Annotated in this window: 20 protein-coding genes and 1 pseudogene; 16 read left to right on the top strand and 5 right to left on the bottom strand. The window is 58.8% G+C overall.

Features of this window, described 5'->3' with window-relative positions:
• Positions 1–145: 145 nt before the first annotated feature.
• Positions 146–1,540, bottom strand: coding sequence for a PhoH family protein (locus tag DW49_RS0106530; protein ID WP_003376021.1), 1,395 nt, complete (start codon positions 1,538–1,540; stop codon positions 146–148).
• A gap of 294 nt (positions 1,541–1,834) precedes the next feature.
• Entirely contained in the window at positions 1,835–3,013 is a 1,179-nt protein-coding gene (locus tag DW49_RS0106535) for a polysaccharide deacetylase family protein (RefSeq protein ID WP_005736460.1), read from the bottom strand.
• A 190-nt stretch (positions 3,014–3,203) separates the two neighbouring features.
• Here DW49_RS0106535 and yaaA point away from each other — a divergent pair, with 190 nt between their 5' ends.
• The 16 genes from yaaA to DW49_RS0106615 all read left to right on the top strand — a co-directional run bounded on the left by yaaA (position 3,204) and on the right by DW49_RS0106615 (position 23,319).
• Positions 3,204–3,983 (top strand): peroxide stress protein YaaA, encoded by a 780-nt coding sequence (yaaA, locus tag DW49_RS0106540; RefSeq protein ID WP_005615408.1) that lies wholly within the window; start codon positions 3,204–3,206, stop codon positions 3,981–3,983.
• 811 nt (positions 3,984–4,794) lie between these two features.
• On the top strand, positions 4,795–6,111 hold the full coding sequence (locus DW49_RS0106545) for a nucleotide sugar dehydrogenase (RefSeq protein WP_005615407.1): 1,317 nt from the start codon (positions 4,795–4,797) through the stop codon (positions 6,109–6,111).
• Between the two features lie 102 nt (positions 6,112–6,213).
• On the top strand, positions 6,214–7,695 hold the full coding sequence (alg8, locus tag DW49_RS0106550) for a mannuronan synthase (protein ID WP_005615406.1): 1,482 nt from the start codon (positions 6,214–6,216) through the stop codon (positions 7,693–7,695).
• Between the two features lie 40 nt (positions 7,696–7,735).
• Positions 7,736–8,908, top strand: a complete 1,173-nt coding sequence (locus DW49_RS0106555; RefSeq protein WP_003376034.1) for an alginate biosynthesis protein Alg44 — start codon at positions 7,736–7,738, stop codon at positions 8,906–8,908.
• 2 nt (positions 8,909–8,910) lie between these two features.
• Positions 8,911–10,323 (top strand): alginate biosynthesis TPR repeat lipoprotein AlgK, encoded by a 1,413-nt coding sequence (algK, locus tag DW49_RS0106560; protein WP_005615405.1) that lies wholly within the window; start codon positions 8,911–8,913, stop codon positions 10,321–10,323.
• Positions 10,320–11,801, top strand: a complete 1,482-nt coding sequence (locus DW49_RS0106565; protein ID WP_005615404.1) for an alginate export family protein — start codon at positions 10,320–10,322, stop codon at positions 11,799–11,801. The genes algK and DW49_RS0106565 overlap by 4 nt, the downstream gene beginning before the upstream one ends.
• A gap of 26 nt (positions 11,802–11,827) precedes the next feature.
• Positions 11,828–13,438, top strand: coding sequence for a mannuronan 5-epimerase AlgG (gene algG / locus DW49_RS0106570; protein ID WP_005615402.1), 1,611 nt, complete (start codon positions 11,828–11,830; stop codon positions 13,436–13,438).
• Positions 13,439–13,452: 14 nt separating this feature from the next.
• Positions 13,453–14,889: an alginate O-acetyltransferase AlgX-related protein gene (locus tag DW49_RS0106575; RefSeq protein WP_024420616.1), complete on the top strand. Its 1,437-nt coding sequence runs from the start codon at positions 13,453–13,455 to the stop codon at positions 14,887–14,889.
• Positions 14,890–14,897: 8 nt separating this feature from the next.
• The gene (locus DW49_RS0106580; protein ID WP_005615398.1) at positions 14,898–16,034 is read left to right on the top strand and encodes a mannuronate-specific alginate lyase; all 1,137 of its coding nucleotides are present in this window, start codon (positions 14,898–14,900) and stop codon (positions 16,032–16,034) included.
• Positions 16,035–16,220: 186 nt separating this feature from the next.
• On the top strand, positions 16,221–17,777 hold the full coding sequence (locus DW49_RS0106585) for an MBOAT family O-acyltransferase (protein ID WP_005615396.1): 1,557 nt from the start codon (positions 16,221–16,223) through the stop codon (positions 17,775–17,777).
• A 10-nt stretch (positions 17,778–17,787) separates the two neighbouring features.
• Positions 17,788–18,963 (top strand): alginate O-acetyltransferase, encoded by a 1,176-nt coding sequence (locus DW49_RS0106590; RefSeq protein ID WP_005615394.1) that lies wholly within the window; start codon positions 17,788–17,790, stop codon positions 18,961–18,963.
• A gap of 12 nt (positions 18,964–18,975) precedes the next feature.
• Positions 18,976–19,644: an alginate O-acetyltransferase AlgF gene (locus DW49_RS0106595; protein WP_003376052.1), complete on the top strand. Its 669-nt coding sequence runs from the start codon at positions 18,976–18,978 to the stop codon at positions 19,642–19,644.
• 118 nt (positions 19,645–19,762) lie between these two features.
• Positions 19,763–21,214: a mannose-1-phosphate guanylyltransferase/mannose-6-phosphate isomerase gene (locus tag DW49_RS0106600; RefSeq protein WP_005615391.1), complete on the top strand. Its 1,452-nt coding sequence runs from the start codon at positions 19,763–19,765 to the stop codon at positions 21,212–21,214.
• Between the two features lie 320 nt (positions 21,215–21,534).
• The gene (locus DW49_RS0106605; RefSeq protein WP_024420707.1) at positions 21,535–21,894 is read left to right on the top strand and encodes a hypothetical protein; all 360 of its coding nucleotides are present in this window, start codon (positions 21,535–21,537) and stop codon (positions 21,892–21,894) included.
• Between the two features lie 124 nt (positions 21,895–22,018).
• Complete coding sequence (locus DW49_RS0106610) at positions 22,019–22,483, top strand: hypothetical protein (RefSeq protein WP_005615389.1); 465 nt, start codon at positions 22,019–22,021, stop codon at positions 22,481–22,483.
• A gap of 17 nt (positions 22,484–22,500) precedes the next feature.
• Positions 22,501–23,319 carry an SDR family oxidoreductase gene (locus DW49_RS0106615; RefSeq protein WP_005615388.1) on the top strand — a complete coding sequence of 273 codons (819 nt, stop codon included), beginning with the start codon at positions 22,501–22,503 and terminating at the stop codon, positions 23,317–23,319.
• 196 nt (positions 23,320–23,515) lie between these two features.
• Here the strand turns inward: DW49_RS0106615 and DW49_RS0106620 are convergent, their stop codons facing one another.
• The 3 genes and pseudogenes from DW49_RS0106620 to DW49_RS0106630 form a co-directional block, all read right to left on the bottom strand.
• Positions 23,516–24,376 carry an efflux RND transporter periplasmic adaptor subunit gene (locus DW49_RS0106620; protein ID WP_005615386.1) on the bottom strand — a complete coding sequence of 287 codons (861 nt, stop codon included), beginning with the start codon at positions 24,374–24,376 and terminating at the stop codon, positions 23,516–23,518.
• Positions 24,377–24,399: 23 nt separating this feature from the next.
• Positions 24,400–24,600, bottom strand: a complete 201-nt coding sequence (locus tag DW49_RS0106625) for a DUF1656 domain-containing protein (RefSeq protein ID WP_003376065.1) — start codon at positions 24,598–24,600, stop codon at positions 24,400–24,402.
• Positions 24,590–25,405, bottom strand: a pseudogene (locus DW49_RS0106630) (FUSC family protein); the annotation flags it as partial. The pseudogene DW49_RS0106630 and the gene DW49_RS0106625, both read right to left, overlap by 11 nt.
• Positions 25,406–25,522: the final 117 nt, after the last annotated feature.

Raw genomic sequence — 25,522 nt, forward strand, 5'->3', positions numbered from 1 at the left:
CTACAAGCTACAAGCTACAAGCTACAAGCTACAAGCTACAAGCTACAAGCTACAAGCTACAAGCTACAAGCTACAAGCGAGGGCCTTCATACACCGAAGTTCCCCGCTTGTAGCTTACAGCTAACCGCTTGAAGCTGCTTTTCAGCTAAAGATGACTCTCCGCGTATTCGGCCAGAATGGAGCGTGGCACGCCTTGCAGGGTGAGGTGCACGCCGTTCGGGAAGTCTTTGAAGCGCTCCGTCAGGTAGGTCAGACCAGAACTGGTGGCCGACAGGTAAGGGGTGTCGATCTGCGCCAGGTTGCCCAGGCAGACCACTTTGGAACCGGCACCGGCACGGGTGATGATGGTTTTCATCTGGTGCGGGGTCAGGTTCTGGCATTCATCAATCAGAATCAGGCTTTGCTGGAAGCTGCGACCTCGAATGTAGTTAAGGGATTTGAACTGCAACGGCACTTTGCTGAGGATGTAATCGACACTGCCGTGAGTGTTTTCATCGTCCATGTGCAAGGCTTCAAGGTTATCGGTGATCGCGCCAAGCCACGGCTCCATCTTTTCCGCCTCGGTGCCGGGCAGAAAGCCGATTTCCTGATCCAGCCCCTGGACGCTACGGGTGGCGATGATGCGGCGGTAGCGTTTGGTGACCATGGTCTGCTCGATGGCAGCGGCCAAGGCCAGGATGGTTTTACCCGAGCCCGCAGGCCCCGACAGGTTGACCAGATGAATATCCGGGTCGAGCAAGGCGAACAATGCCAGGCCCTGATAGATATCCCGCGGCTTCAAGCCCCAGGCTTCCTGATGCAGCAAGGGCTCCTGATGCATGTCGAGGATCAGCAACTCGTCGTTTTTGACGCCCTTGATCCAGCCCACAAAGCCTTGTTCATCGACGATGAACTCGTTGATATGGACGGCCGGGAGCATTTCATTGAGTTGAACGCGGTGCCAGGTGCGGCCACGCTCCTGACGGGTATCGACCTTGTTGACGCGGTCCCAGAACGAGCCGGTCATGTCGTGGTAGCCACGCGACAGCAGTGAAACGTCGTCCACCAGTTGGTCGGTGCTGTAATCCTCGGCATCAATGCCGCAGGCACGCGCCTTGAGGCGCATATTGATGTCTTTGGTCACCAGCACAACGCTCAAGTCCTTGTTGCGCGCGTGCAGGTCGATCAATTGGTTGATGATGATGTTGTCGTTGAGGTGCTCGGGCAGCAGGCTGTTGGGTTCCTCGCGCTTGCTCATCAGAATGGACAGGAAACCTTTGAATACCCCGGTCCCGCGATCAATAGGCACGCCCTTTTCAACTTCTTCAGGGCTGGCTTCTCCCAGGGTCTTGTCGATCAGGCGGATGGCCTGACGGCATTCGGCGGCCACCGAGTGTTTACCGGCCTTGAGTTTGTCCAGTTCCTCCAGAACCGTCATGGGAATGGCGACATGGTGTTCTTCGAAATTCAACAACGCGTTTGGATCGTGAATCAGTACGTTGGTATCGAGCACGTAAAGGATTGGCTGGTTGGTGGAAGGGGTGCGTCCGTGATCATCCATACTCGCTCACCTTTGTAGATGCCAGGCGACGCAGAACCACGACAGTGCTGCGCCACGAAAAGGCCGCCGGATTCTTCCCTTCAGGCAGGGGAGAAATGTCGCTCAAGGTGGGTCTTGGAAGACGCCACCTGTGTTGCAGGTTTCGGCGGTCTGTATTCGTAATACAGCAAAAGGGATGACAGAAAAAAGCGCTTTGATGGTTTTTTGAGGTTTATTTCACAGGGTGACGAATAGGACTTGGCGGACGTACCCGACACGTTTAAAGTCGGAAATCCGCCCACGCCGAATCTGCCTTCATTCCCCCTCCGGCGCAGCCTCCTCACTGCTCTCAAGCCCTTGTTCCACGGGCGCTTCAGAGATATTTCGGCAATCTTCCCAGATCAACTCGCTTTGCGCAGTGTTGGCCAGCAGCAATGGCAGCGCAGACTGCGCCTTGTTGGCCACGTCGTGAAACGCCACCGTGCCTTTGCGCCAGAGCAGCATGAGGGTCAGCACCCGGTCCTGGATTTGCTCTGCCGTGAGCCGTCCGTTGTCGTCCTCGGCATCGATGTTCCACAACGACACGCGCAAATGCTGGGTGCGGAAGAAATCACCGCTGTCGGCACGTCGATGACCGTAGGGGGGACGAAACAGCGGCACGAAATTGTCAGCCAGTACGTGCTGAACCAGCGCCGCACTGCGTTGCACCGAATCCTGCCAGTCCAGCCATTGGCTGTGCGAACGGTACTCCCAGCCCTGAATGCCGACGCACTGCTGGCGGTACAACGCCTGCACGCTTGCCACCGAAGTGCTGTCCAGACGCTCCTGAAGGCTTTTGCCCAGCACAAAGAACGTGGCGGTCATCTTTTGCTGACGCATGAAATCGGCCAGCCAGTCGGTGCCGCCATCGGCCGGGCTGGGGCCGCTTTCGAAATTGAGCATGAAGGTGCGATCCGGCATCTCGTCGCCGCTCATCTCATCGGAGTTGTAACGCTCGATCTCGCTGCTGGTCTGCGGAAACAGTGCCGCCATGAACAGCAGTTCGTTCAGATAGCGCTGATGAAACACCGCGCTGGGCCTGGCCCAACCGGCGTAGAACGAGTCATTCGACACCTGATACTCATCGGCACGCTGGCGCAGCTGCTCCATGTCCTCGACCAGTACGCAGAAGTTGGCGTCCTCCTCGCAGCTTTTTTGTGCGTTCTGGTAGTTTTCCAGCAAGCGCAGCCACAGGCGATGACGGACCACGTTTAATGAAGGCACATTGACGAAACGCAGGCCGAGGCGCTGTTTGAGCCCCTCCTCGCCTAGCTTCTCGCTGAGCGACAGTTCATGGGCGAAGGCGAGGATCTCCGCACGCGACGCCACGTCGAACAAGGCCGGCGTTTCAAGGCGCTCGGGCCACACGCTGCGGTCGATGGTGGCGATGACCGGCGCTGCCGCCTGGGCCTGAAGCCAGAACAGACCTGCACACACTGCTAAAACAATACGCAAACCCGATGCCCTCTCGATCAACCATGAACGTCATGACCAGCGCGCCACTATAGCTGATATGCGCCTGCCTTCTTATGTCGGCACGCATACAAAGCCTGATATCAAAGCGTTGCGGCCTCTATCGCTACCATAGCTGGAGTCGAGGCCCATCAGCCCCTAGAATCCCCGGACGATCAAAGGAGACGACTTCATGCTGATGGTGATTTCCCCAGCAAAAACCCTCGATTTCGAGACGCCGCCCACCACCGCGCGCTTCACCCGGCCGCAGTATCTGGATCACTCCCAGGAACTGATCACCCAGTTGCGCGAGCTGACCCCGGCGCAGATCAGCGAGCTGATGCACCTGTCCGACAAGCTTTCCGGGCTTAATGCCGCGCGCTTCGGCAGTTGGGACCCGGCGTTCACGCTGGACAATGCCAAGCAGGCATTGCTGGCGTTCAAGGGCGATGTCTACACCGGCCTGCAGGCAGAAACCCTCAGCGACGCACAACTCGACTACGCCCAGGACCATTTGCGCATGCTGTCCGGCCTTTATGGGCTGCTGCGCCCGCTGGACCTGATGCAGCCTTATCGCCTGGAAATGGGCACACGCCTGGCCAACGCCCGCGGCAAGGACCTTTACGCGTTCTGGGGCACCCGGATCAGCGAATGGCTGAACGAGGCGCTGGCCGATCAGGGTGACGACCTGCTGCTCAACCTTGCCTCTACCGAGTACTTCTCGGCCGTCAAACGTTCGGCGCTTAACGCGCGAATCATCGACACCGAGTTCAAGGACTTGAAAAACGGGTACTACAAGATCATCAGCTTCTATGCGAAAAAGGCACGCGGCATGATGAGCCGCTTCGTCATCGAAGAGCGCATCAACAGTCCCGAAGCGTTAAAGCAGTTCGATGCACAGGGCTACCGTTACAACAGCGAGCAGTCAACGCCTGACAAGTTGGTGTTTCTGCGTAACTCGGCTGAAGATTGACGCTGTAATCGTCGTGTAACGCACCACTGTTACACGACGCCCCCTCCGATCCGCCCCCAAAATGACAACTTAGTGACGCCAGATAAACGTCAACTTGCCGGCGGCTCGCTTGCGTCGATTTTCTTCATGAAAAAAAATCCATCTTTTTAAGTAGTGGCCTTTTGGCTTTTTACGGTAGTAGCACTTTCATATCTACCCAGCGCTGATCCCCGCGCACTAAGGCGCTGAAGAAATATGCCAGTATTCTGCAACTGCCATTGTCACAAACTGGATACACCGATCTTCTCAAATCAGGACGAGCGGCCCGGAACTAAATGCGAATTTGTATGCTCCTACATCCCGTAACAATTCTGGACTGATGTGTAAGCGATCACTTACACGCAGAACAGAAAACGGGAAGTTACCAACCGCTAAGCCGGGTCCACGGGATTCGGAGGTCTGGTACAGGATTAAACTCACATCACTAGTTGATGTTGTAGACAGACGAAGCACCGGCCAGGTGCGACGCGCAGGACTCGAACAAAGGCAGCAATGGCTCTGGCCAGAAGCTCTCCGACCGAGGTCCGCCGTCAATCGTCAGACAGGAGTGGTTTACTGCATCCAAGGAGAGCAGGGCCCTGCCCACCGGACAGGTCACTTGCCGCTTGCACTTAGTGTCATTTGAGTTCGCCTCGCTTGTTTGGGCACTCACTCATTCAATATGCCTGTGTTAGTTAGTCGGCTTTTTAGCCGTGCCTACTGACGCGTGACATCTGCTGGCCAAAATTAATATCCAGCCAACTTTATGGCGTGAATTATCGAGGAGTATACGATGCGTATCAGCATATTTGGTTTGGGTTATGTCGGTGCAGTCTGTGCCGGTTGCCTCTCTGCCCGCGGCCACGACGTAGTGGGCGTGGATATCTCCAGCACCAAGATCGATCTGATCAATAACGGCAAGTCGCCTATCGTTGAACCGGGTCTGGAAGAGCTGCTGCAAAAAGGTCTTGCCACCGGCAAACTGCGCGGCACTACCGACTTCGCCGAAGCCATTCGCGCCACTGACCTGTCGATGATCTGCGTGGGTACGCCGAGCAAGAAGAACGGCGACCTGGAACTGGACTACATCGAATCGGTGTGCAGTGAAATCGGTTATGTCCTGCGTGACAAGAACACTCGCCACACTATCGTGGTTCGCAGCACCGTACTGCCTGGCACCGTCGCCAACGTGGTTATTCCGATCCTGGAAGACTGCTCCGGCAAGAAAGCCGGCGTTGACTTCGGCGTTGCCGTAAACCCTGAGTTCCTGCGTGAAAGCACTGCAATCAAAGACTATGACCTGCCGCCAATGACCGTGATCGGCGAGTTCGACAAGGCTTCGGGTGACGTTCTGCAATCGCTGTACGAAGAACTCGACGCACCGATCATCCGCAAGGACATCGCCGTTGCCGAGATGATCAAGTACACCTGCAACGTGTGGCACGCCACCAAAGTGACCTTCGCCAACGAAATCGGCAACATTGCCAAAGCAGTCGGCGTCGATGGCCGTGAAGTGATGGACGTGGTCTGCCAGGACAAGGCATTGAACCTGTCCCAGTACTACATGCGCCCGGGCTTTGCCTTCGGCGGTTCGTGCCTGCCTAAAGACGTCCGCGCCCTGACCTACCGCGCCGGTAGCCTGGATGTCGACGCACCACTGCTCAACTCGCTGATGCGCAGCAACACCTCGCAAGTGCAGAACGCTTTCGACATGGTTGCCAGCTACGACACCCGTAAAGTTGCGCTGCTGGGTCTGAGCTTCAAGGCCGGCACCGACGATCTGCGTGAAAGCCCGCTGGTAGAACTGGCCGAAATGCTGATCGGCAAGGGCTTCGACCTGAGCATTTTCGACAGCAACGTCGAATACGCCCGTGTTCACGGTGCCAACAAGGACTACATCGAATCGAAGATTCCGCACGTTTCCTCGCTGCTGAATTCCGACTTCGATCAGGTCATCAATGACTCCGACGTGATCATCCTTGGCAACCGCGATGAGCGTTTCCGCGCCCTCGCCAACAAGACGCCTGAAGGCAAGCGCGTTATCGACCTGGTGGGCTTCATGACCAATGCCACCTCCGAAGACGGTCGTGCCGAAGGTATCTGCTGGTAAATCAGCCGCAAGCCACAAGCGCCAGGCTCCAGGCCACCAAGCTCAAGCAGTGTGCTTGCAGCCTGGGGCTTGAGGCTCGCAACTGACTTAGGGATACAGATTATGCAAAGGCTCAAGCACGGCCTTTTACAGGCCGCCGGTTGGCTGTTTTATCTCAGTTTGTTAATGGGCCTTGCTGCGGCATTGCCCACCAGTATCTTCGACTCGCAGTCGAAGAACTTTATCTTCCTGATTGGCGCCGTCGGTATCTGGCGCTACTCGATGGGGATCACGCACTTCGTGCGCGGGATGATCTTCCTCTACATCGTCTACCCGCATTTGCGCCGCAAGGTTCGCAAGCTGGGCAGCGCTGCAGACCCATCCCATGTGTTTCTGATGGTGACCAGCTTTCGCATCGATGCACTGACCACCGCTCAGGTGTACAGCTCGGTCATCCGCGAAGCCATCGAATGTGGTCTTCCTACCACCGTGGTCTGTTCGCTGGTGGAAATGTCCGACGAGCTGCTGGTCAAGAGCATGTGGGCCAAGGCGAACCCGCCGGATCGCGTCAAGCTGGACTTCGTGCGTATTCCGGGTACCGGCAAGCGCGACGGCCTGGCCTATGGCTTTCGTGCCATCTCGCGGCACATGCCCGATGACCGTGCCGTGGTGGCCGTGATCGACGGTGACACCGTGCTTAACGAAGGCGTGGTTGCCAAGACCGTGCCGTGGTTCCAGCTGTTCGACAACGTCGGCGGCCTGACCACCAACGAGTTCTGCGAAGTGCGTGGCGGCTACATCATGAGCGAGTGGCACAAGCTGCGTTTCGCTCAGCGTCACATCAACATGTGCTCGATGGCCTTGTCCAAGCGCGTGCTGACCATGACCGGCCGGATGTCGGTGTTTCGCGCAAAAGTCGTGACCGACCCCGAGTTTATAGCCGACGTGGAAAGCGACTCGCTCAACCACTGGCGTCTGGGCACCTTCCGGTTCCTGACCGGTGATGACAAGTCCAGCTGGTTCAGCCTGATGCGCCTGGGCTACGACACGTTCTACGTCCCGGATGCCGCGATCAACACCGTGGAGCACCCGCCGGAAAAGAGCTTCCTGAAGGCCAGCCGCAAACTGATGTATCGCTGGTACGGCAACAACCTGCGTCAGAACTCGCGTGCACTGGGTCTGGGCGTTCGTCGCCTGGGGATTTTCACCAGCATCGTGCTGTTCGACCAGCGTATGTCGATGTGGACCTCGATTCTCGGCCTGACCGTCGCCATCATCGCCAGCTTCAAGTACGGCGGCGCGTTCCTGCTGATGTACCTGCTGTGGATCGGCATGACCCGTCTGATCCTCACCCTGCTGCTGTCCTTTTCAGGACACAGGATCGGGCCTGCCTACCCGATAATTCTCTATTACAACCAGATCGTCGGCGCCCTGATGAAGATCTACGTCTTCTTCCGCCTGGACCGCCAGTCCTGGACGCGCCAGGACACCAAACTCAGCCGCGACATGGCCAGCTTTCAAGGCTGGTTCAACACGTGGTCGTCCCGAACCATGACTTTCTCGGCTGGCACCATCTTCGTCGCCGTGCTGTTGACGATGGTTTGACCAGACCAACGGATTAATCGCTTAAGTAGGAAAACTAGCCATGAATACAGCCGTGAATGCGAACGTCGTACATGAATCCGAAGCCCAGCGCCAACACGCCCGGATCAAGATCCCTGCCAAGCTGCGCCTGCTGAACGACAAGCCGAACGCGCCGCTGGTGCGTATCGAAGACCTGTCGGCCGGTGGCTTGAGCTTTGTGGCTCCAGCAGGGCTTACCTACACCACCGGTGAGGTCATCAAGGGCCGTCTGCAGTTTCTGATCGACAACCTTGGCCTGGCCATGGATGTGGAAATGCAGGTCCGTTCGGTGGACAACGCCAGCAGCCGCATCGGCTGCCAGTTCCAGAACCTGGAAGCTCAGGACATTGCCACCCTGCGCCACTTGATCACCTCGCACCTGTCCGGCGAAATCGTCAGCCTGGGTGAAGTGCTCGCCACCTTGCAGCGCGACAACTTCACCAAGGCACGCAAGGTCAAAGGCAGCGACAGCGGCATGAGCGCACTGGGTCGTTTGCGCGCGGTGACGTTCAGCCTCGGCATCTTTATTGTTGGCCTGGCAGCGTTCGGCTTCATCTTCAAGACGGTCTACGGCCTGTACTTCGTCAGCCACGCATCGGCGGGCCTGGTCTCGATCCCGAGCATGGACGTGACCATGCCGCGTGAAGGCACCGTGCAAAGCCTGGTTGCCCAGAACGGCGAAGCCACCAAAGGCGCGCCACTGGCGACCTTCAACACCAGCATGCTGGAAATGCTCAAGGGCAGCCTGACCGGTGAAGACCTGCAGCCGGCCAAGATCGAAGAGCTGTATGGCAAGCAAATGAGCGGCACCATGACCAGCCCGTGCGATTGCGTCGTGGCTCGCCAACTGGTTGCCGACGGTCAGTTCGCGTCCAAGGGTCAGGTGATCTTCCAACTGGTGCCACGCAATGCGCCGGCCACGGTTGAAGCGCGCTTTACTTATCGCCAGTTCAACGACGTCAAGCCAGGCACCCGTGTCAGCTTCCAGATTGCCGGCGAAGACAAACTGCGCACAGGTCAGATCGTCAGCAGCACCAACCTGAGTGACACCGACCTGTCCACCGACATCCGCGTACAGATCAAGCCTGACGAAAGCCTGAGCAGCTCGCTTGCCGGTCGCCCTGTCGAAGTGGTCAGCGATCGCGGCCCGTCCGTGAACTGGTTGCTCGACAAAGCAATGGCTGCGGGTCTGTAACCATGAACAGCCCACTACGACGCCTGTCGACCCCCACGCTATTGAGCCTCGCTGTCGCGCTCGGCCTCAGCGGCTGTGCCGGCCTGCCTGATCAACGTCTTGCCAATGAAGCCCTGAAAAACGGCGACACTGCATTGGCGGAGCAGAACTATCGGCAGCTGGCGGACCTGGGCTACAGCGACGCGCAAGTCGGCCTGGCCGATATTCAGGTGAATACCCGCGACCCGGCGCTGCTCAAGCAGGCCGAGGCCACCTACCGCGCCGCCGCACAGACTTCGCCACGGGCACAATCGCGTCTTGGTCGCCTGCTGGCGGTCAAGCCTGAAGCCACTGAAGCCGAGCATCGCGAAGCCGAAGAACTGCTGAAAAAAGCCTTCGCCAATGGTGAGTCGGGCACGCTGATACCGCTGGCCATGCTGTATCTGCAATACCCGCATACCTTTCCCGAAGTGAATGCACAGCAGAAAATCAGCCAGTGGCGCGCTGCCGGCTATCCGGAAGCCGGTCTGGCGCAAGTGCTGCTGTACCGCACTCAGGGCACCTACGCAGAGCATCTGGACGAAGTCGAAAGCATCTGCAAACAGGCGTTGTCGGCCACCGATATCTGCTACGTCGAACTCGCCACGGTCTACCAGACTCGCGGCCAGACCGAGCAACAGGCGGCACTGATCGCGCAACTGAGAAGCGCAAACGCTGCCGGGCGCGTCAACGCTCAGCGAGTCGACAGCGTCGCCCGCGTACTGGGCGATTCCACTATCGGAACGCCTGACGAAAAGACCGCTCAGCAATTGCTCGAAGAGGTTGCGCCGGGTTACCCGATTTCCTGGGTCACGCTGGCCAAACTGCTGTACGACTTCCCCGAACTGGGTGACGTCAACAAGATGATGGAATACCTGAACAACGGCCGTGCGGCCGATCAGCCACGCGCCGAACTGCTGCTGGGCCGTCTCTATTACGAGGGCAAGTGGGTACCGGCAGACGCGGTCAAGGCCGAAGAACACCTGAAAAAAGCCACCGCCACGGAAATCTCTGCCCATTACTACCTGGGGCAGATCTACCGTCGTGGCTACCTGGGCCAGGTTTACCCGCAAAAAGCCGTGGACGAGCTGCTGACCGCTGCACGTGGTGGCCAGAACAGCGCCGACTTCGCGCTTGCGCAACTGTTCTCGCAGGGCAAGGGCACGCTGCCCGACCCGGTCAACGCCTGGGTCTTCGCCCAGTTGTCGCTGGCCAGTGAAACCCCGCAAGCCACCGAGCTTGCCCAGGCAATGAGTACCCAACTGCCGCCTGAAAAGCTCGCCACTGCCAAAGACCTGTTGGCACGCGAGCAAAAAGTCCGGGGCGCTTCCGCCACTCAAAACGCGATGGCGATGCAGGCCCTGCAAGAAGAAAAAGACGGTGAGGAAGCACTATGAAGTTGAATCCTTTGATGGCCGCCGGCATGGGCCTTGGCTTCACCCTGTTCTGGGCCTGCCCGACGCTGGCAGCGCTGACCGAACAACAGAATTTTGGTATCGAAATCAAAGCCACGGCGCAGGCCGAGGACGATCGCGATCTGGGCACCCGTTCGGGCGGCGACGTCAACGGTGTGGGCCTGGACCTGCGCCCTTGGGTCTACGGTGAGCGCGGCGACTGGAGCGGTTACGCCATGGGCCAGGTGGTCACCGCCACCGACACCATTCAGACCGACCCGCTGGAGCAGAGCAACAGCGACGGCAGCGGCACGCAAACTTCGCGTGGCACGGCCAGCGAGCGCGAAGTCGAAAAATCCTACGCGGCACTGCGCGAGTTCTGGATCGGTTACAGCGGTTTCACGCCTTATCCGGGCGAGATCCTCAAAGTCGGTCGCCAGCGCCTGCGCAATGACGATGGCCAATGGCACGACACCAACATCGAGGCCATCAACTGGAACTTCGACACCACCCTGCTGCGTGCCGAACTGGGTGCTGCCCAGCGTTTCAGCGAATACCGCACCGACCTGACCGAGCTGGCGCCAGACGATGAAGATCGCAAGCACCTGTTCGGATCGGCCAGCTACCAGTGGACACCTGGCCACTGGGCCGGTGTGCGCGCTCACTACAGCCATGACGACGGCAAGCTCAAATCGCAGGGCGAGCAACTGGACGATCTGGACAAGACCTCCAACGGCAATCTGACCTGGCTGGGTCTGCAGGCTGACAGCGATGCTTACAATTATCGCAACACCACCCCGCTCAACTACTGGGGCAGCCTGACCTGGCTGAACGGCACACGCGATGAAATCGGCGTGACCTCGGCAGCCAATGACCAGTTTTTTGCCGGCGAGAAAAACAGCCGTGACATGAATGGCTGGGCCACCGACCTGGGCCTGCGCCTGCGTCTCGACCCGCAATGGCAAGTCGGCGCCGCCTACTCGCGCGCCAGCAAGGACTACATCCAGAACGGTCTGGAGAGCAACCGCTCCAACTGGACCGGCACCCGTTCGCGCATCCATCGCTTCGGCGAGGCGTTCCAGGGCGAAATGGCCAACGTGGAAACCGGCTCGCTGTTTGCTTCCTGGCAGATGAACGAGGAATACGACGCGTCGCTGATCTACCACAAGTTCCGTCGTGTCGATGGCAACACCGGTATCGGCGGTTCGGGCATCAACGCAGTGCGTGAAAACGGCGACAGCAACACGTTCAGCTCGCTGCCGCTGGAAGACGGGCGCAAGGACCTGGGTCAGGAAATGGACCTGGTCGTGACCAAGTACTTCAAGCAAGGCCTGCTGCCCGCCTCGCTCAGCCAGTCTTTCGACGAACCTTCGGCACTGGTGCGCTTGCGCGCAGGTGTCTTCAAGCCCGGCGACGCGTATCACAACGGCGTGGATGAATACATGCACCGCGCTGTTGTAGACGTCATCTGGCGCTTCTGATGCAAACCGCCAAAGGAGTGCCAGAGATGAACAGCCATGCAAGCAACGGGCGTAGCCGACACTGGCCGCACGCCCTGCTCGAAAGTGCCCTGCTGACCAGCGCTCTGCTGATGGCCAGCAGCGTCGCGCTGGCCAATGCGCCTGCTGTACCCGAAGCACCGAAGGCACTGGTTAAAGAGTTGCACCAGGCCAAGACCTACACCATCACCAGCCCGCCGACCGAGCCGCTGGAAATGGCCAAGCCGGTGCTCCCCGACCTGAGCGGTTATACCACCGAGGCGGCGCTGAAAAAGATTGCGCGCAACAAGCCCGGCAAGATTACCGTCGCGCGGATGATGGAAGAAACCGGCCTGAAGGAATTCATCGGCGGTGACAACAAGATGGCTGAATGGGTGGTCCGTCAGAAGGGCATTCCGCAGGCCATCATGATTTCCGACGGCTACGTGAACCTGCAGGACCTGGTGAAAAAGGTTCCCAAGCAGTTTCTGAGTGAAGTGTCGCCCGGTGTCTACGTGGCGCGCCTACCGATCCTGGTCAAAGAAACCGGGATCTTCGAGATCGACAGCAAGACCAAGGAATTGCGTCTGTCTCAGGAAAAGGGCTCGTTCATCGTCAGCGAAGGCAAGATGCTGATCACCAACACCTCGGTCAACGCCTGGAGTGAAACCCGTAACGGTCTGGCGGCCTACCGCACCCCTGACGAGTTTCGCCCGTTCGTACTGACCTGGGGCGGTTCGGAAACCTGGATCGCCAAGACCAAAATGGCGAGCATGGGTTACAACCAGAGCAAGTCCTACGGCGTCAGTTTTTCCCAGTACACGCCCAACACCGCGAAGCTTCTCAAGCGTGGCGAGCCGACCGGCTGGATCATCGATTCCGATTTCGCGGACATGTGGTACGGCTTTTACTGCTACGAAACACGTGACTTTGTGGTCAAAGGTAATACCTACCGCGACAACATCGTGTACGGGATTGACCCGCATGACCGCTCCCACGGCCTGATCATCGCCGAAAACGACGTCTACGGGACCAAGAAAAAGCACGGGATCATTATTTCCCGGGAAGTGGACAACAGCTTCATCTTCCGCAACAAAAGCCACAACAACAAATTGTCCGGCGTGGTTCTGGACCGTAACAGCGTTGGCAACATCGTCGCCTACAACGAGATCTATCAGAACCATACCGACGGCATCACCCTGTACGAAAGCGGCAACAACCTGCTGTGGGGCAACCGTGTGATTGCCAACCGCCGTCACGGTATCCGCGTGCGCAACAGTGTGAACATCAAACTGTACGAGAACGTGGCCATGGCCAACGGCCTGATGGGCGTCTACGGCCACATCAAGGACTTGAGCGATACCGACCGCGACATCGAACTCGACCCGTTCGACGCTCAGGTATCGCTGATCATGGTCGGTGGCGAACTGTCCAGCAATGGCTCCGGTCCGCTGTCCATCGACTCGCCATTGAGCGTCGAGCTGTATCGCGTTTCGATGCTGATGCCCACCAAAGAGGTCGGTATCAGCCTCAACGGTATCCTCGGTGAGCGCCAGGACGAGATCCTCGACCTGCTGGTTCGCCAGAAAAAAGCCGTATTGATCGACCCCGTCGAAAGCCAGACCGAGCTGCGGGAATGAGGAAGGGTATTGTTATGCACGCACATCTGATCAAGCTGTTGAGCCTGTCCAGCCTCACCGCCGCCTTGATGGCCGCCGCCGGTGTCGCTCGGGCAGACGACGCACAAGCGCCGACGTTCAAGGCCGAGCCTTGCTGCAGCCTGTGCCCGGCCGCGCACGACGCAAAAAACTACGTCTCCCCCTACCAGCAGAACTTCACCACGCTGGTACAGGCCCAGGGCGACTGGCTGTTCCGGACTCAGGAAGACCTGCGCACCGAGTTCGACACCACACCAGGCGGCTACCGACGCATGAAAGAACTGCACGATGCGTTCAAGAGCAAGGGTGTCGAGCTGGTCGTGGTCTATCAGCCGACCCGTGGCCTGGTTGATCGTAACAAGCTGTTCCCGGCCGAACGCGACAAGTTCGACTACGACAAGGCGCTGAAAAACTATCAGGCCATGCTCGGTCGCTTCAGCAAGATGGGTTACTGGGTGCCGGACCTGTCGCCGTTGACCAACGAGCAACAGGCACACGACTTCTACTTCCGTGGCGACCAGCACTGGACGCCCTACGGCGCACAACGCACCGCGAAAATCGTTGCCGAGACCGTTAAAAAAGTACCGGGCTACAGCAGCATTCCGAAACGTGAATTTGAAAGCCATATTTCCGGACGCATGGGCAAGACGGGCACTTTGCACAACATGGCCGGTCAATTTTGCGGCACCAGCTACGCGGTGCAGTACATGGACCAGTTCACCACCGAGCCCAAAGGCGAGGCTGGCGACGGCGACCTGTTCGGTGACGCCGGCAACCCGGAAATCACCCTGGTCGGCACCAGCCACAGCGGCAAGAACTACAACTTCGCGGGCTTTTTGCAGGAATACATGGGCGCCGACGTGTTGAACGTAGCGTTCCCGGGGGGTGGTCTGGAAGGTTCGATGCTGCAGTACCTGGGCAGTGAAGACTTCCAGAAACGTCCACCGAAGATTCTCATCTGGGAATTCTCGCCGCTGTATCGCCTGGACCAGGAGACCATCTATCGCCAGATGATGTCGCTGCTCGACAACGGCTGCGAAGGCAAGCCTGCGGTCATGAGCGCCAGCACTACCTTGAAGCCGGGCAACAACGAAGTGCTGGTCAACGGCAAGAACGGCATCAAGGATATTCGCAACGGCAGCAACCAGATCGATATCCGCTTTGACGACACGTCGGTGAAAACCCTTCAGGCCAGACTCTGGTACATGAACGGTCGCCACGAGGACCTGAAAATCGAGAAGCCGGAAACTTCCGATACCGACGGACGCTTCGCCTTTGAATTGCGCGAAGACGAGGATTGGGCCGACCAGCAACTGCTGGCACTGGAAATCCAGGGACCGGAAGCAGGCACGGCACAGAAAGTGGATGCCAAAGTATGCAAACGCAACGTGTTCCCGAGCGCTGCGAAACACACCGCTCAAGCTGGACTATGAGGTGACTTATGCAGACTCCGAAACTGATACGCCCTACCCTGCTGTCGATGGCAATTGTGTCATCGATGGCGTGGGCTACGGGTGCGTCCGCCGCACTGGTTCCACCCAAGGGCTACGATGCCCCTATCGAAAAAATGAAGACCGGCGATCACAATTTCACCTGTGAAGCCATTCCCAAGCCTTACACCGACAAGCTGGTTTTCCGCAGCAAGTACGAAGGCTCGGACAAGGCGCGCGCGACACTCAATGCAGTGTCCGAAGAAGCTTTTCGTGACGCGACCAAGGACATCACCGACCTTGAGCGCGGCGTCAGCAAAGTCGTGATGCAGTACATGCGCGACGGTCGTCCGGAACAGCTCGATTGCGCGCTGAACATGATGACCACGTGGGCAAAAGCCGATGCGCTGGAATCCCGCGAGTTCAACCACACCGGCAAGTCCATGCGCAAATGGGCACTGGGCAGCATGTCCTCTGCTTACCTGCGCCTGAAGTTCTCTGATTCGCACCCGTTGGCCAATCGCCAGCAGGACGCGCAGATCATCGAGGCCTGGTTCAGCAAGCTGGCCGATCAGGTGGTCAGCGACTGGAGCAATCTGCCGCTGGAAAAAATCAATAACCACTCGTACTGGGCTGCATGGTCGGTGATGTCCACCGCTGTCGTGACCAACCGCAAGGACCTGTTCGATTGGGCGGTGAAGGAATTCAAGGTCGCCGCCAATCAGGTGGACAAGGACGGCTACCTGCCCAACGAGATGAAGCGCCGTCAACGCGCGCTGTCGTATCACAACTACGCCCTGCCGCCGCTCGCGATGATCGCCAGCTTCGCCCAGGCCAACGGCGTTGATCTGCGTCCGGAAAACAACGGTGCGTTGAAGCGTCTGGGTGACCGTGTGCTGGCCGGCGTCAAAGACCCTGCATCGTTTGCGGAACACAACGGTGAAAAACAGGACATGACGGACCTGAAGAAAGACCCGAAATTCGCCTGGCTCGAACCGTACTGCTCGCTCTACACCTGCAGCCCGGATGTGCTGGAAGAGAAACACGAAAAGCAGCCGTTCAAGACCTTCCGCCTGGGCGGTGACCTGACCAAGGTCTACGACCCGACCCATGAAAAAGGCGACAAGGGTGACAACGACGGATCCTGATTCACCGTCGTTATCTGTAGGAGCGGACTTGTCCGCGAAGACATCTGCCCAGGCGATGCATCCATAAAGACGGATCTCGCCTGGCCAGCTTCGCCGACAAGCTGTGAAGCGATTTACCCCCCTGTTTCAACGGGGGGGTTGGGGGGGCTTTGAGCCCTTGACTGTTGGACAAACGGAGAGATCAGGATGGTTTTCTCATCCAACGTGTTCCTGTTCATGTTCCTGCCGATCTTCCTCGGCTTGTACTACCTGAGCGGGCAACGCTATCGCAATCTGCTGCTGCTGATTGCCAGCTATATCTTCTACGCCTGGTGGCGTGTGGACTTCCTGGCGCTGTTCATCGGCGTGACCGTCTGGAACTACTGGATCGGTCTCAAAGTGGGCGCAGCAGGTGTGCGGACCAAACCGGCACAGCGCTGGCTGCTGCTCGGCGTAATCGTAGACCTGTGCATTCTGGGCTACTTCAAATACGCCAACTTCGGCGTGGACAGTATCAATGCGGCCATGATCTCGATGGGTCTGGAACCGTTCATCCTGACCCACGTGCTGCTGCCGATCGGGATCTCGTTCTATGTCTTCGAGTCCATCAGCTACATCATCGACGTGTACCGCGGCGATACCCCGGCCACCCGCAACCTGATCGACTTCGCTGCATTCGTCGCGATCTTCCCGCACCTGATTGCCGGGCCGGTGCTGCGTTTCCGTGATCTGGCCGATCAGTTCAACAACCGGACCCACACGCTGGACAAGTTCTCCGAGGGCGCCACGCGATTCATGCAGGGCTTCATCAAGAAAGTGTTCATCGCCGACACCCTGGCCATCGTCGCCGACCACTGCTTCGCCCTGCAGAACCCGACCACGGGTGATGCCTGGCTTGGTGCACTGGCCTACACCGCGCAGCTGTATTTCGACTTCTCCGGTTACAGCGACATGGCGATTGGCCTGGGCCTGATGATGGGTTTCCGCTTCATGGAAAACTTCAAACAGCCTTACATCAGCCAGTCGATCACCGAGTTCTGGCGTCGCTGGCACATCAGCCTGTCCACCTGGCTGCGTGACTACCTGTACATCACCCTGGGCGGCAACCGTGGCGGCAAGTTCGCGACCTACCGCAACCTGTTCCTGACCATGCTGCTGGGCGGTCTATGGCACGGTGCCAACGTCACCTACATCATCTGGGGTGCCTGGCACGGCATGTGGCTGGCCATCGAGAAAGCGGTCGGCATCAACACCAAGCCTTACAGCTTCAACGTGATCCGCTGGGCTCTGACCTTCCTGCTGGTGGTGGTTGGCTGGGTGATCTTCCGCTCCGAAAACCTGCACGTGGCCGGCCGTATGTACGGCGCCATGTTCAGCTTCGGCGACTGGCAGCTGTCCGAACTCAACCGCGCCAGCCTGACCGGCCTGCAAGTGACAACGCTGGTAGTGGCTTACGCGACCCTGGCGTTCTTCGGCCTGCGTGACTTTTACCAGAACCGTGAAAAAGACAGCGGCAAAAGCGCCAAGGCCGACGGTCCTGCGACCGAGCAACCGGGCACCATCAAGGCCGTACCCGGCGACGCACCTGGCAGCCTGCACCTGCCCGGCTACACCGTGGGCAGCGAAGCTCAGGTGCAACCGGCCTACTGGGTCGCCGACTGGCCACGTTACGCCATGCGCGCACTGATCCTGCTGCTGTTCGTGGCTTCGATTCTCAAACTCTCGGCGCAAAGCTTCTCGCCGTTCCTTTACTTCCAGTTTTGAGGAGCCTGACATGACCCGTTCATTACGAATCCTCTACATCGCCATCTTCCTGGGCATTCTGCTGATCCTCGGAGCCTGGTCGCTGCGCAGTTTCAGCAACTTCTCCACCTCGGCCGAGACCACCGTGCTCAACGGTAAATGGACCAAGGCTGCGGAAACCCATTACGACGATGAGTTTCCGATCAAACGCCTGGGCACCAACCTGTGGGCGGCGCTGGACTTCAAACTGTTCAACGAAGGTCGTCCGGGCGTGGTGCTCGGCAAGGACCAGTGGTTATACACCGATGAAGAGTTCGATGCGGTTGCCAATGGCGAGCAGAACGAAGCCGACAACCTGGCGCTGATTCAGGGCGTGCGCGACGCGCTGGAAAAACAGGGCAGCAAACTGGTTCTGGCCATCGTTCCGGCAAAAACCCGGCTGTACCCGGAGCACATCGGTGACAACAAGCCGGCCAGCCTGCACGCCGACCTGTATCAGCAGTTCCATGCTCAGGTCGCCAAAGCCGGCATCTTTGCACCGGACCTGCTGGCGCCGCTGCAAGCCGCCAAGCAACAGGGCCAGGTTTTCCTGCGTACCGACACGCACTGGACGCCGATGGGCGCCGAAGTGGCCGCGCAGCAACTGGGCGCCGCCATTGCCCAGAAAGCCCCGCTGGAAGGCGAACCTGAACAGTTCGTCACCCAGGCTACCGAAACCGCGCCTTACAAAGGCGACCTGACCACGTTCCTGCCACTCGACCCGCTGTTCAGCAACCTGCTGCCCAAGCCTGACGAGTTGCAGAAACACAGCACTGACCCGGTAGCAGGCGCAGCGGAAGGCGGCGACGCACTGTTCGCCGACAGCGACGTGGCGGTCGGCCTGGTGGGCACCAGTTACAGCGCCAACCCCAACTGGAACTTCGTCGGTGCCCTGAAACAGGCGCTGCGCAGTGACGTCGTCAACTACGCCGAAGATGGCCACGGCCCGATCCTGCCGATGCTCAAGTACCTGCAGACCGACGCCTTCAAGAACACCCCGCCGCAAGTGGTCATCTGGGAATTCCCGGAGCGCTACCTGCCGGCACACAACGACCTTGGCGAGTTTGATCCCAAGTGGATCGCCGAGCTGAAGAAATCGCGTGACACCCAAGAGAACGTGGCACTCAACGCCAAACCATCCGAGTCGCCCAACCGGGCGCAAAACTGAGAGGACTGACTCATGACTTCCAACAACACTGCACACCGTTCGGCCACCAAACGCCTGTTCAAAACCTGCGCACTGGCTGCAGGCCTGGGCCTGATGTCGCTGCCAGCGTTCGCCGGTGACTCCGCCCTGTACGGCCCGACTGCACCGAAAGGCTCGACCTTCGTGCGCGTTTACAACGCCAGCAGCGCAGAAATCAGCGCCAGCGTTGGCAACACCAACCTCAACGAAGTCGCGCCATTGGGCAGCACTGCGTTCAGCTTCATGCCGCAAGGCGACTACACCGCCAAGCTGGGCAGCCAGAGCGTGCCGGTGAAACTGGCCAGCGATCACTATTACACCCTGGTCAACAACGCCAGCGGCAAACCGCAACTGGTTGAAGAGCCACCGTTCAAGAACAAGCAAAAATCCCTGGTTCGCGTTCAGAACCTCAGCGACAAGTCACTGACCCTGAAAACTGCAGACGGCAAGACCGAAGTGGTCAACACCGTAGCGGCCAAAGGCACCGGCGAGCGTGAAATCAACCCGGTCAAAGTCAGCCTGGCGCTGTACGACGGCGACAAGAAAGTCACCGATGTGAAACCTGTGGCGCTGGAGCGTGGCGAAGCCGCCGTGCTCTACATCACCGGCAGCGGCAGCAGCCTCTCGCCAGTGTGGGTCAAGCCACCGGTCGCAACCCGCTAAACGGATTATGCCGGTCGGTTCGCGGCAGCTGCCGTGAACCGACCGACGCGGAACAAGAAAAAGACAGAAACGACAGACATCTCGTACAGCCCAAATTGAATGCTATTGGAGAAACAAAATGATTCCAGTGATCTTGTCAGGCGGTAGCGGTTCACGACTCTGGCCGCTTTCGCGTAAACAATTCCCTAAACAGTTCCTGGCACTGACCGGCGAGCACACCCTGTTTCAGCAAACGCTGCAACGTCTGGTGTTCGAGGGCATGCAGGAGCCTATCGTGGTCTGCAACAAGGACCACCGTTTCATCGTCAACGAGCAACTGGCGGCGCTGAACCTGGAAACCCAGGCCATCCTCATGGAGCCGTTCGGCCGCAATACCGCGCCAGCCGTCGCGCTGACCGCCATGAAACTGGTCAATGAAGGCAATGACGGCCTGATGCTGGTGCTGCCTGCCGACCACGTCATCGAAGACCAGAAAGCCCTGCAACGTGCGCTGGCGCTGGCAACCGTCGCTGCCGAACGTGGCGAAATGGTGCTGTTCGGCGTACCGGCCAACAAGCCGGAAACCGGCTATGGCTACATCAAATCGACCGCCGATGCCCTGCTGCCGGAAGGCGTGAGCCGTGTGTCGCAGTTCGTCGAAAAACCTGACGAAAAACGCGCCAAAGAGTTCGTCGAAGCCGGTGGTTACTACTGGAACAGCGGCATGTTCCTGTTCCGCGCCAGCCGCTTCCTCGAAGAACTGAAAAAGCACGACCCGGACATCTACGACACCTGCCTGCTGACCCTCGAACGCAGTGTGCAGGACGGCGATGCCGTTGAAATCGACGCCTCCACCTTCGCCTGCTGCCCGGACAACTCCATCGACTACGCGGTCATGGAAAAAACCCAGCGCGCCTGCGTTGTGCCGCTGTCGGCTGGCTGGAGCGATGTCGGCTGCTGGTCGTCGCTGTGGGAAGTCAACGCCAAGGACGCCAACGGCAACGTCACCAAGGGCGACGTGGTCATTCAGGACAGCCGCAACTGCATGATCCACGGCAACGGCAAACTGGTGTCGGTGATCGGTCTGGACAACATCGTGGTCGTCGAAACCAAAGACGCGATGATGATTGCCCACAAGGACAAGGTCCAGGGCGTCAAGCAAATGGTCGCCACCCTGAATGAACAGGGCCGCACCGAGACCCAGAACCACCTTGAAGTGTACCGTCCGTGGGGCTCCTACGATTCGGTGGACATGGGCGGCCGCTTCCAGGTCAAGCGCATCTCGGTCAAGCCGGGCGCGTGCCTGTCGCTGCAAATGCACCACCACCGCGCCGAACACTGGATCGTGGTATCCGGCACCGCGCAGGTGACCTGTGACGAGAACGTGTTCCTGCTCACCGAAAACCAGTCCACCTACATCCCGATCGCCTCGGTCCATCGCCTGCGTAACCCAGGCAAGATCCCGTTGGAAATCATCGAAGTGCAATCGGGCAGCTACCTGGGCGAAGACGATATCGAGCGTTTCGAAGATATCTACGGTCGCTCGAATGCGCTGGAAGCGGGTGTGAAAACACAGACTATCGCTCGCTGACAGGCAGCTTTTAGCTACAAGCTACAAGCTACAAGCTACAAGCTACAAGCTACAAGCTACAAGCTACAAGCTACAAGCTGTACAGCCTCCGGCGACTCATTGTTGCCGGGGGCTTTTTTTTGCGTGCCTAAACATATTTGTAAACGGCTCGATACTGACAGCGCTGTGAATTTCAAGTCACTGAAACCTGAAATACGCGGCGAATAGCCACTGTCATTTCTGTCAGTAGAAACCGCTCCTCATCATCTTTAGGATTGCTTGAACGTAACGGCCAGTCCCTCTCCAGCCAAAGCTACACGTTCAAACAGGAGCTATCAGATATGACTACGCAATCTGCACCAAGCCTTCCAGTCCCGATTGTGCAGGGAGCTTCAACGAAAAATGAAATCTCGTTGGGTAAAGATATAACTCTAGAGCTACCCGCCGTCAGCGATCCACGCTGCACGTTTGTCATACTGAACCTGGCCAACGCAGACAATAGCAATCGCCCGCTGCTGACAGGTTCATCGCCGATAACGTCAGGCAAAGCGACACTCATAACGCTCGAGAACACAAACTCGGATCCTTCCATGGTTTTTAAATTAACGCACAAAGCCATCATTACCGGCACAGTGCAAGTGGAGGGTGTGGACATCTGGCCAGATACTCCAAAATCTGAAACCTACAGCTTTATCAAGTAATTTCAGTCTCAAGCTAAACTTCGGTGAGCATCGGAGTTTCTTTGACCTTTCTCATCTGACGTCATTGGTCAACCACTCACTGGTTTCTGTAGGATATCCAGCACTGCCCCCGCTGGAGACTCGTATGTTTATCGGCATCCTGTTGATTCTGACCTGGCTCATCCTGCTGCTCCGTTACCCGGCCAAGGCCTTGCAGGTCTCGCTGGCAGCGGCGGCCGGGCTGGGGATCGTGGCGGCCATCGTGATCTGGCAAGACAGCCGGGAGACGCGTCAGCTCGATCATCTGGAGATGCGCCTGAGTTACGATCCGCAAGGCTGCCCGGCAGATCGCCCATTGCAGGTCAGCATCACCAATACCAACCAGGTCGCTCTGCAGGAACTGCGCTGGCGGATCGCTGCCTATGCGCCGGGGGACTCGGTGAATCTGGCCGACAATACTTACACGACTGCGCGCTATCGCGGCCCCGGCGAACTTCAGGCGAAGGGCGCGTGGCAGGATTGCGTGCCGTTGCCTGTATTGCGCAGCGGCTATCGCCCGCAAACCCTGGAGTTTCGCGCAGAACAGCTGCACGGCAGTTTCTCGGACTGACCGTCAAGGACTCATTGATGCCCATCGCTCTTATTACCGGTTGCTCAAGTGGAATTGGCCGCGCCCTGGCCGATGCGTTCAAGGCCACGGGCTATGAGGTCTGGGCGACGGCGCGCAAGGCCGAGGATGTGGCGACACTGAGCGCTGCCGGGTTTATCGCCGTGCAACTGGATGTCAACGACGGGCCGGCACTGGCGCAGCTCGCTGCCGGGCTTGAACACAGCGGGCTGGACGTGCTGATCAACAACGCGGGATATGGCGCGATGGGCCCGCTGCTGGACGGTGGCGTGGACGCGATGCAGCGGCAGTTCGAGACCAATGTGTTCTCGATTGTCGGTGTTACCCGGGCGCTGTTCCCGGCGTTGCGGCGTAACAAAGGGCTGGTAGTGAACATCGGCAGCGTGTCCGGTGTTCTGGTGACGCCATTCGCGGGCGCTTATTGTGCGTCCAAAGCAGCCGTTCACGCTCTCAGTGACGCGCTGCGCCTGGAGTTGGCGCCGTTTGGCGTGCAGGTCATGGAGGTTCAGCCTGGCGCGATTGCATCGAGCTTTGCAAAAAACGCCAGTCATGAGGCCGAACAGCTGATCAGCGAGCACTCGCCGTGGTGGCCGATTCGCGAGGGCATCCGCGCGCGTGCAAAAGCCTCGCTGGATAACCCGACCCCGGCAACAGCATTCGCGCAGGGCCTGCTCAAAGCAGTGCAGCAAGCCAACCCACCCCGCATGCTGCGCCTGGGCAACGGCTCGCGCATCCTGCCGCTGATGGCGTGGTTGCTGCCCAAAGGGTTGCTGGAGAGAGGATTGAGAAAGCGGTTTGGGTTGAATATTGATTTGTGAAGTAGAACCTCATGAAGAGCGGGCTTCTGCCCGGAAGGCGTAAAAACTTCAGGAGGTTACGACGGCTGCGATGGGCTGCGAAGCGGCCCCAAAACCGGCCACCTTGGTTGTATCTGGTGCACCGAGGCGGCTGATTTCGCTGCCGGTTCCCGGCAGTTCGCGGACAAGCGAAGCGTCGCCCGGTCCTAGACGATTATCAGCCGCCTATCGGCCTGACAATGACTGTGCAGGTCATCCCCGCGGCCAGTAATACGCCTTCCGGCACCTGATCCAGGCTAATGCGCACCGGTACGCGCTGGGCCAGGCGGACCCAATTGAAGGTCGGGTTGACGTCGGCGATCAGCTCGCGGCTTTGCGGGTTGTCGCGGTCGTAGATGCCCCGCGCGATGCTTTCGACACGCCCCGTGAGGACTTCGCCGCTCATCAGTTGCAGGTCTGCCGGGTCACCCACCTTGAGGTGCGGCAGCTTGGTTTCCTCGAAAAAGCCATAGACCCAGAACGAGTTCATATCGACCACCGCCATCTTGGCTTCGCCAATGCGCGCGTAGTCGCCGCGATGCACGTTCAGGTTGGTGACGTAACCGTCCACCGCCGCCAGCACGCGTGTGCGGGCCAGGTTCAGTTCGGCCGCTTCCAGCTGCGCTTGCGCCAATTGGTAATCGGCCAGTGCCGAGGTGGCGACATTGCTCGCGTCGTCACGGTTTTCTGCCGAGATAACCAGTTCATCCATGTCGGCACGCCGCTTTGCGTTGAGCTTGCGCATCTCCCACGTCGCCTTGCGTGAAGCCAGCAACGCCTGCGCCTGTTTGACGGCGATCCGGTAATGCTCCGGGTCAATCTGCATCAGCAAATCGCCGCGTTTTACCCATTGATTGTCACGCACTGGCACTTCCACCACCGTGCCGGACACATCGGCGGCCACGTTGATGATGTCGGCGCGCACCCGACCGTCGCGGGTCCACGGTGTCTCCATGTAATCAACCCACAGCGTACGACCGATCCAGAGCGCGATTGCCAGCACCAGCAACGTGGCGATCAGGCTGTAAAACTTTTTCATGCAGAGATTTCTCGCATCAGGAGTCAACGATAAAGGGGCAGCGCCAGCGCGCCAAACAGACACATGAACAGGCTCATGCGCAGCAAGGCCGGGTGCCAGAAATAACGGTACAGATCAAAACCGGCCAGCAAGCGATCCAGCGCCCAGGCCAACACCACAGCGATCAGAAACATCAGGGTCAGGGTCGGCATGTACAGACCGTGAAACGCTATTTCACGCGGCATGAACCACTCCTGAGGCGTTTTGCCCGACGGCATAGGCAGCCAGTGACGATTGCGGGTCCAGCAGCGAGGTGCGGATAAAGTGCAGGTAGCTTTTCACCCGGCGCAGCACCGAGGTGTCGAAATGCGAAGCGAAGGGCTCATCGGCTTCCTGTACGCGCTTGATCGCCTGATCGACCGCCAGCAGGCCCCGTTGCAAATTGACGGCGTCGGGCTGGATGAACAGGCGCACCAACGCGCGACCCATGACCCGCAATGCGATGCGCCAAGGCTGGTATTCAGCGTAAGCGGGATGCACCGGCAGTGTCGCCTGCTCGCGACGTAGTTCGATGATCGCGTGGCCGATTTCCAGCACCACGAACATCCAGCGCAGCAATTCGCGCTGCACCTGCGGCCGGCTGATGGCCAGGCCGTACGCTTGGTGCATCAGGTCTCGGGTCTGGCTTTCAAAGCGTGAACCAAGGCGATCCAGCGGCGCGCTGATGGCGAACACCACTTGATTGCGCAGCGCTTGCTCCAGTCGCTGCCACATCCAGCGGCTGTTGGGCGGCAAAATGATTGCGCCCGCGGCCGCACAGATCAGCATGCCGATGACCATCGCGATGTAATCGTTGATGAAGGTGTAGGGGTTGTAGACCGTCAGGTTATCGGGCACCGAGCCGATGCTGAAAAAGATCAGCAAGCCCAACCCATAGCCGCTCCACTGCGGACGCGAACCCAGAAATGCGCCGAGCACGAAGACCGGCGCAAGCAGCACGCACAGCAGGGCAAAGCCGTCGATGTGCGGGAACAGAAAGAAGGTTTCGACTGTAGTGGTCTAATGATTCCGGACACTCATTTAGGCGAGAATATCGCCAGATATAGAGGTGTCTGATGACCAAACAACGCCGTACCTTTTCCATTGAATTCAAACGCGAGGCCGCAG

Source organism: Pseudomonas avellanae BPIC 631, assembly GCF_000444135.1.
Lineage (GTDB): Bacteria > Pseudomonadota > Gammaproteobacteria > Pseudomonadales > Pseudomonadaceae > Aquipseudomonas > Aquipseudomonas avellanae.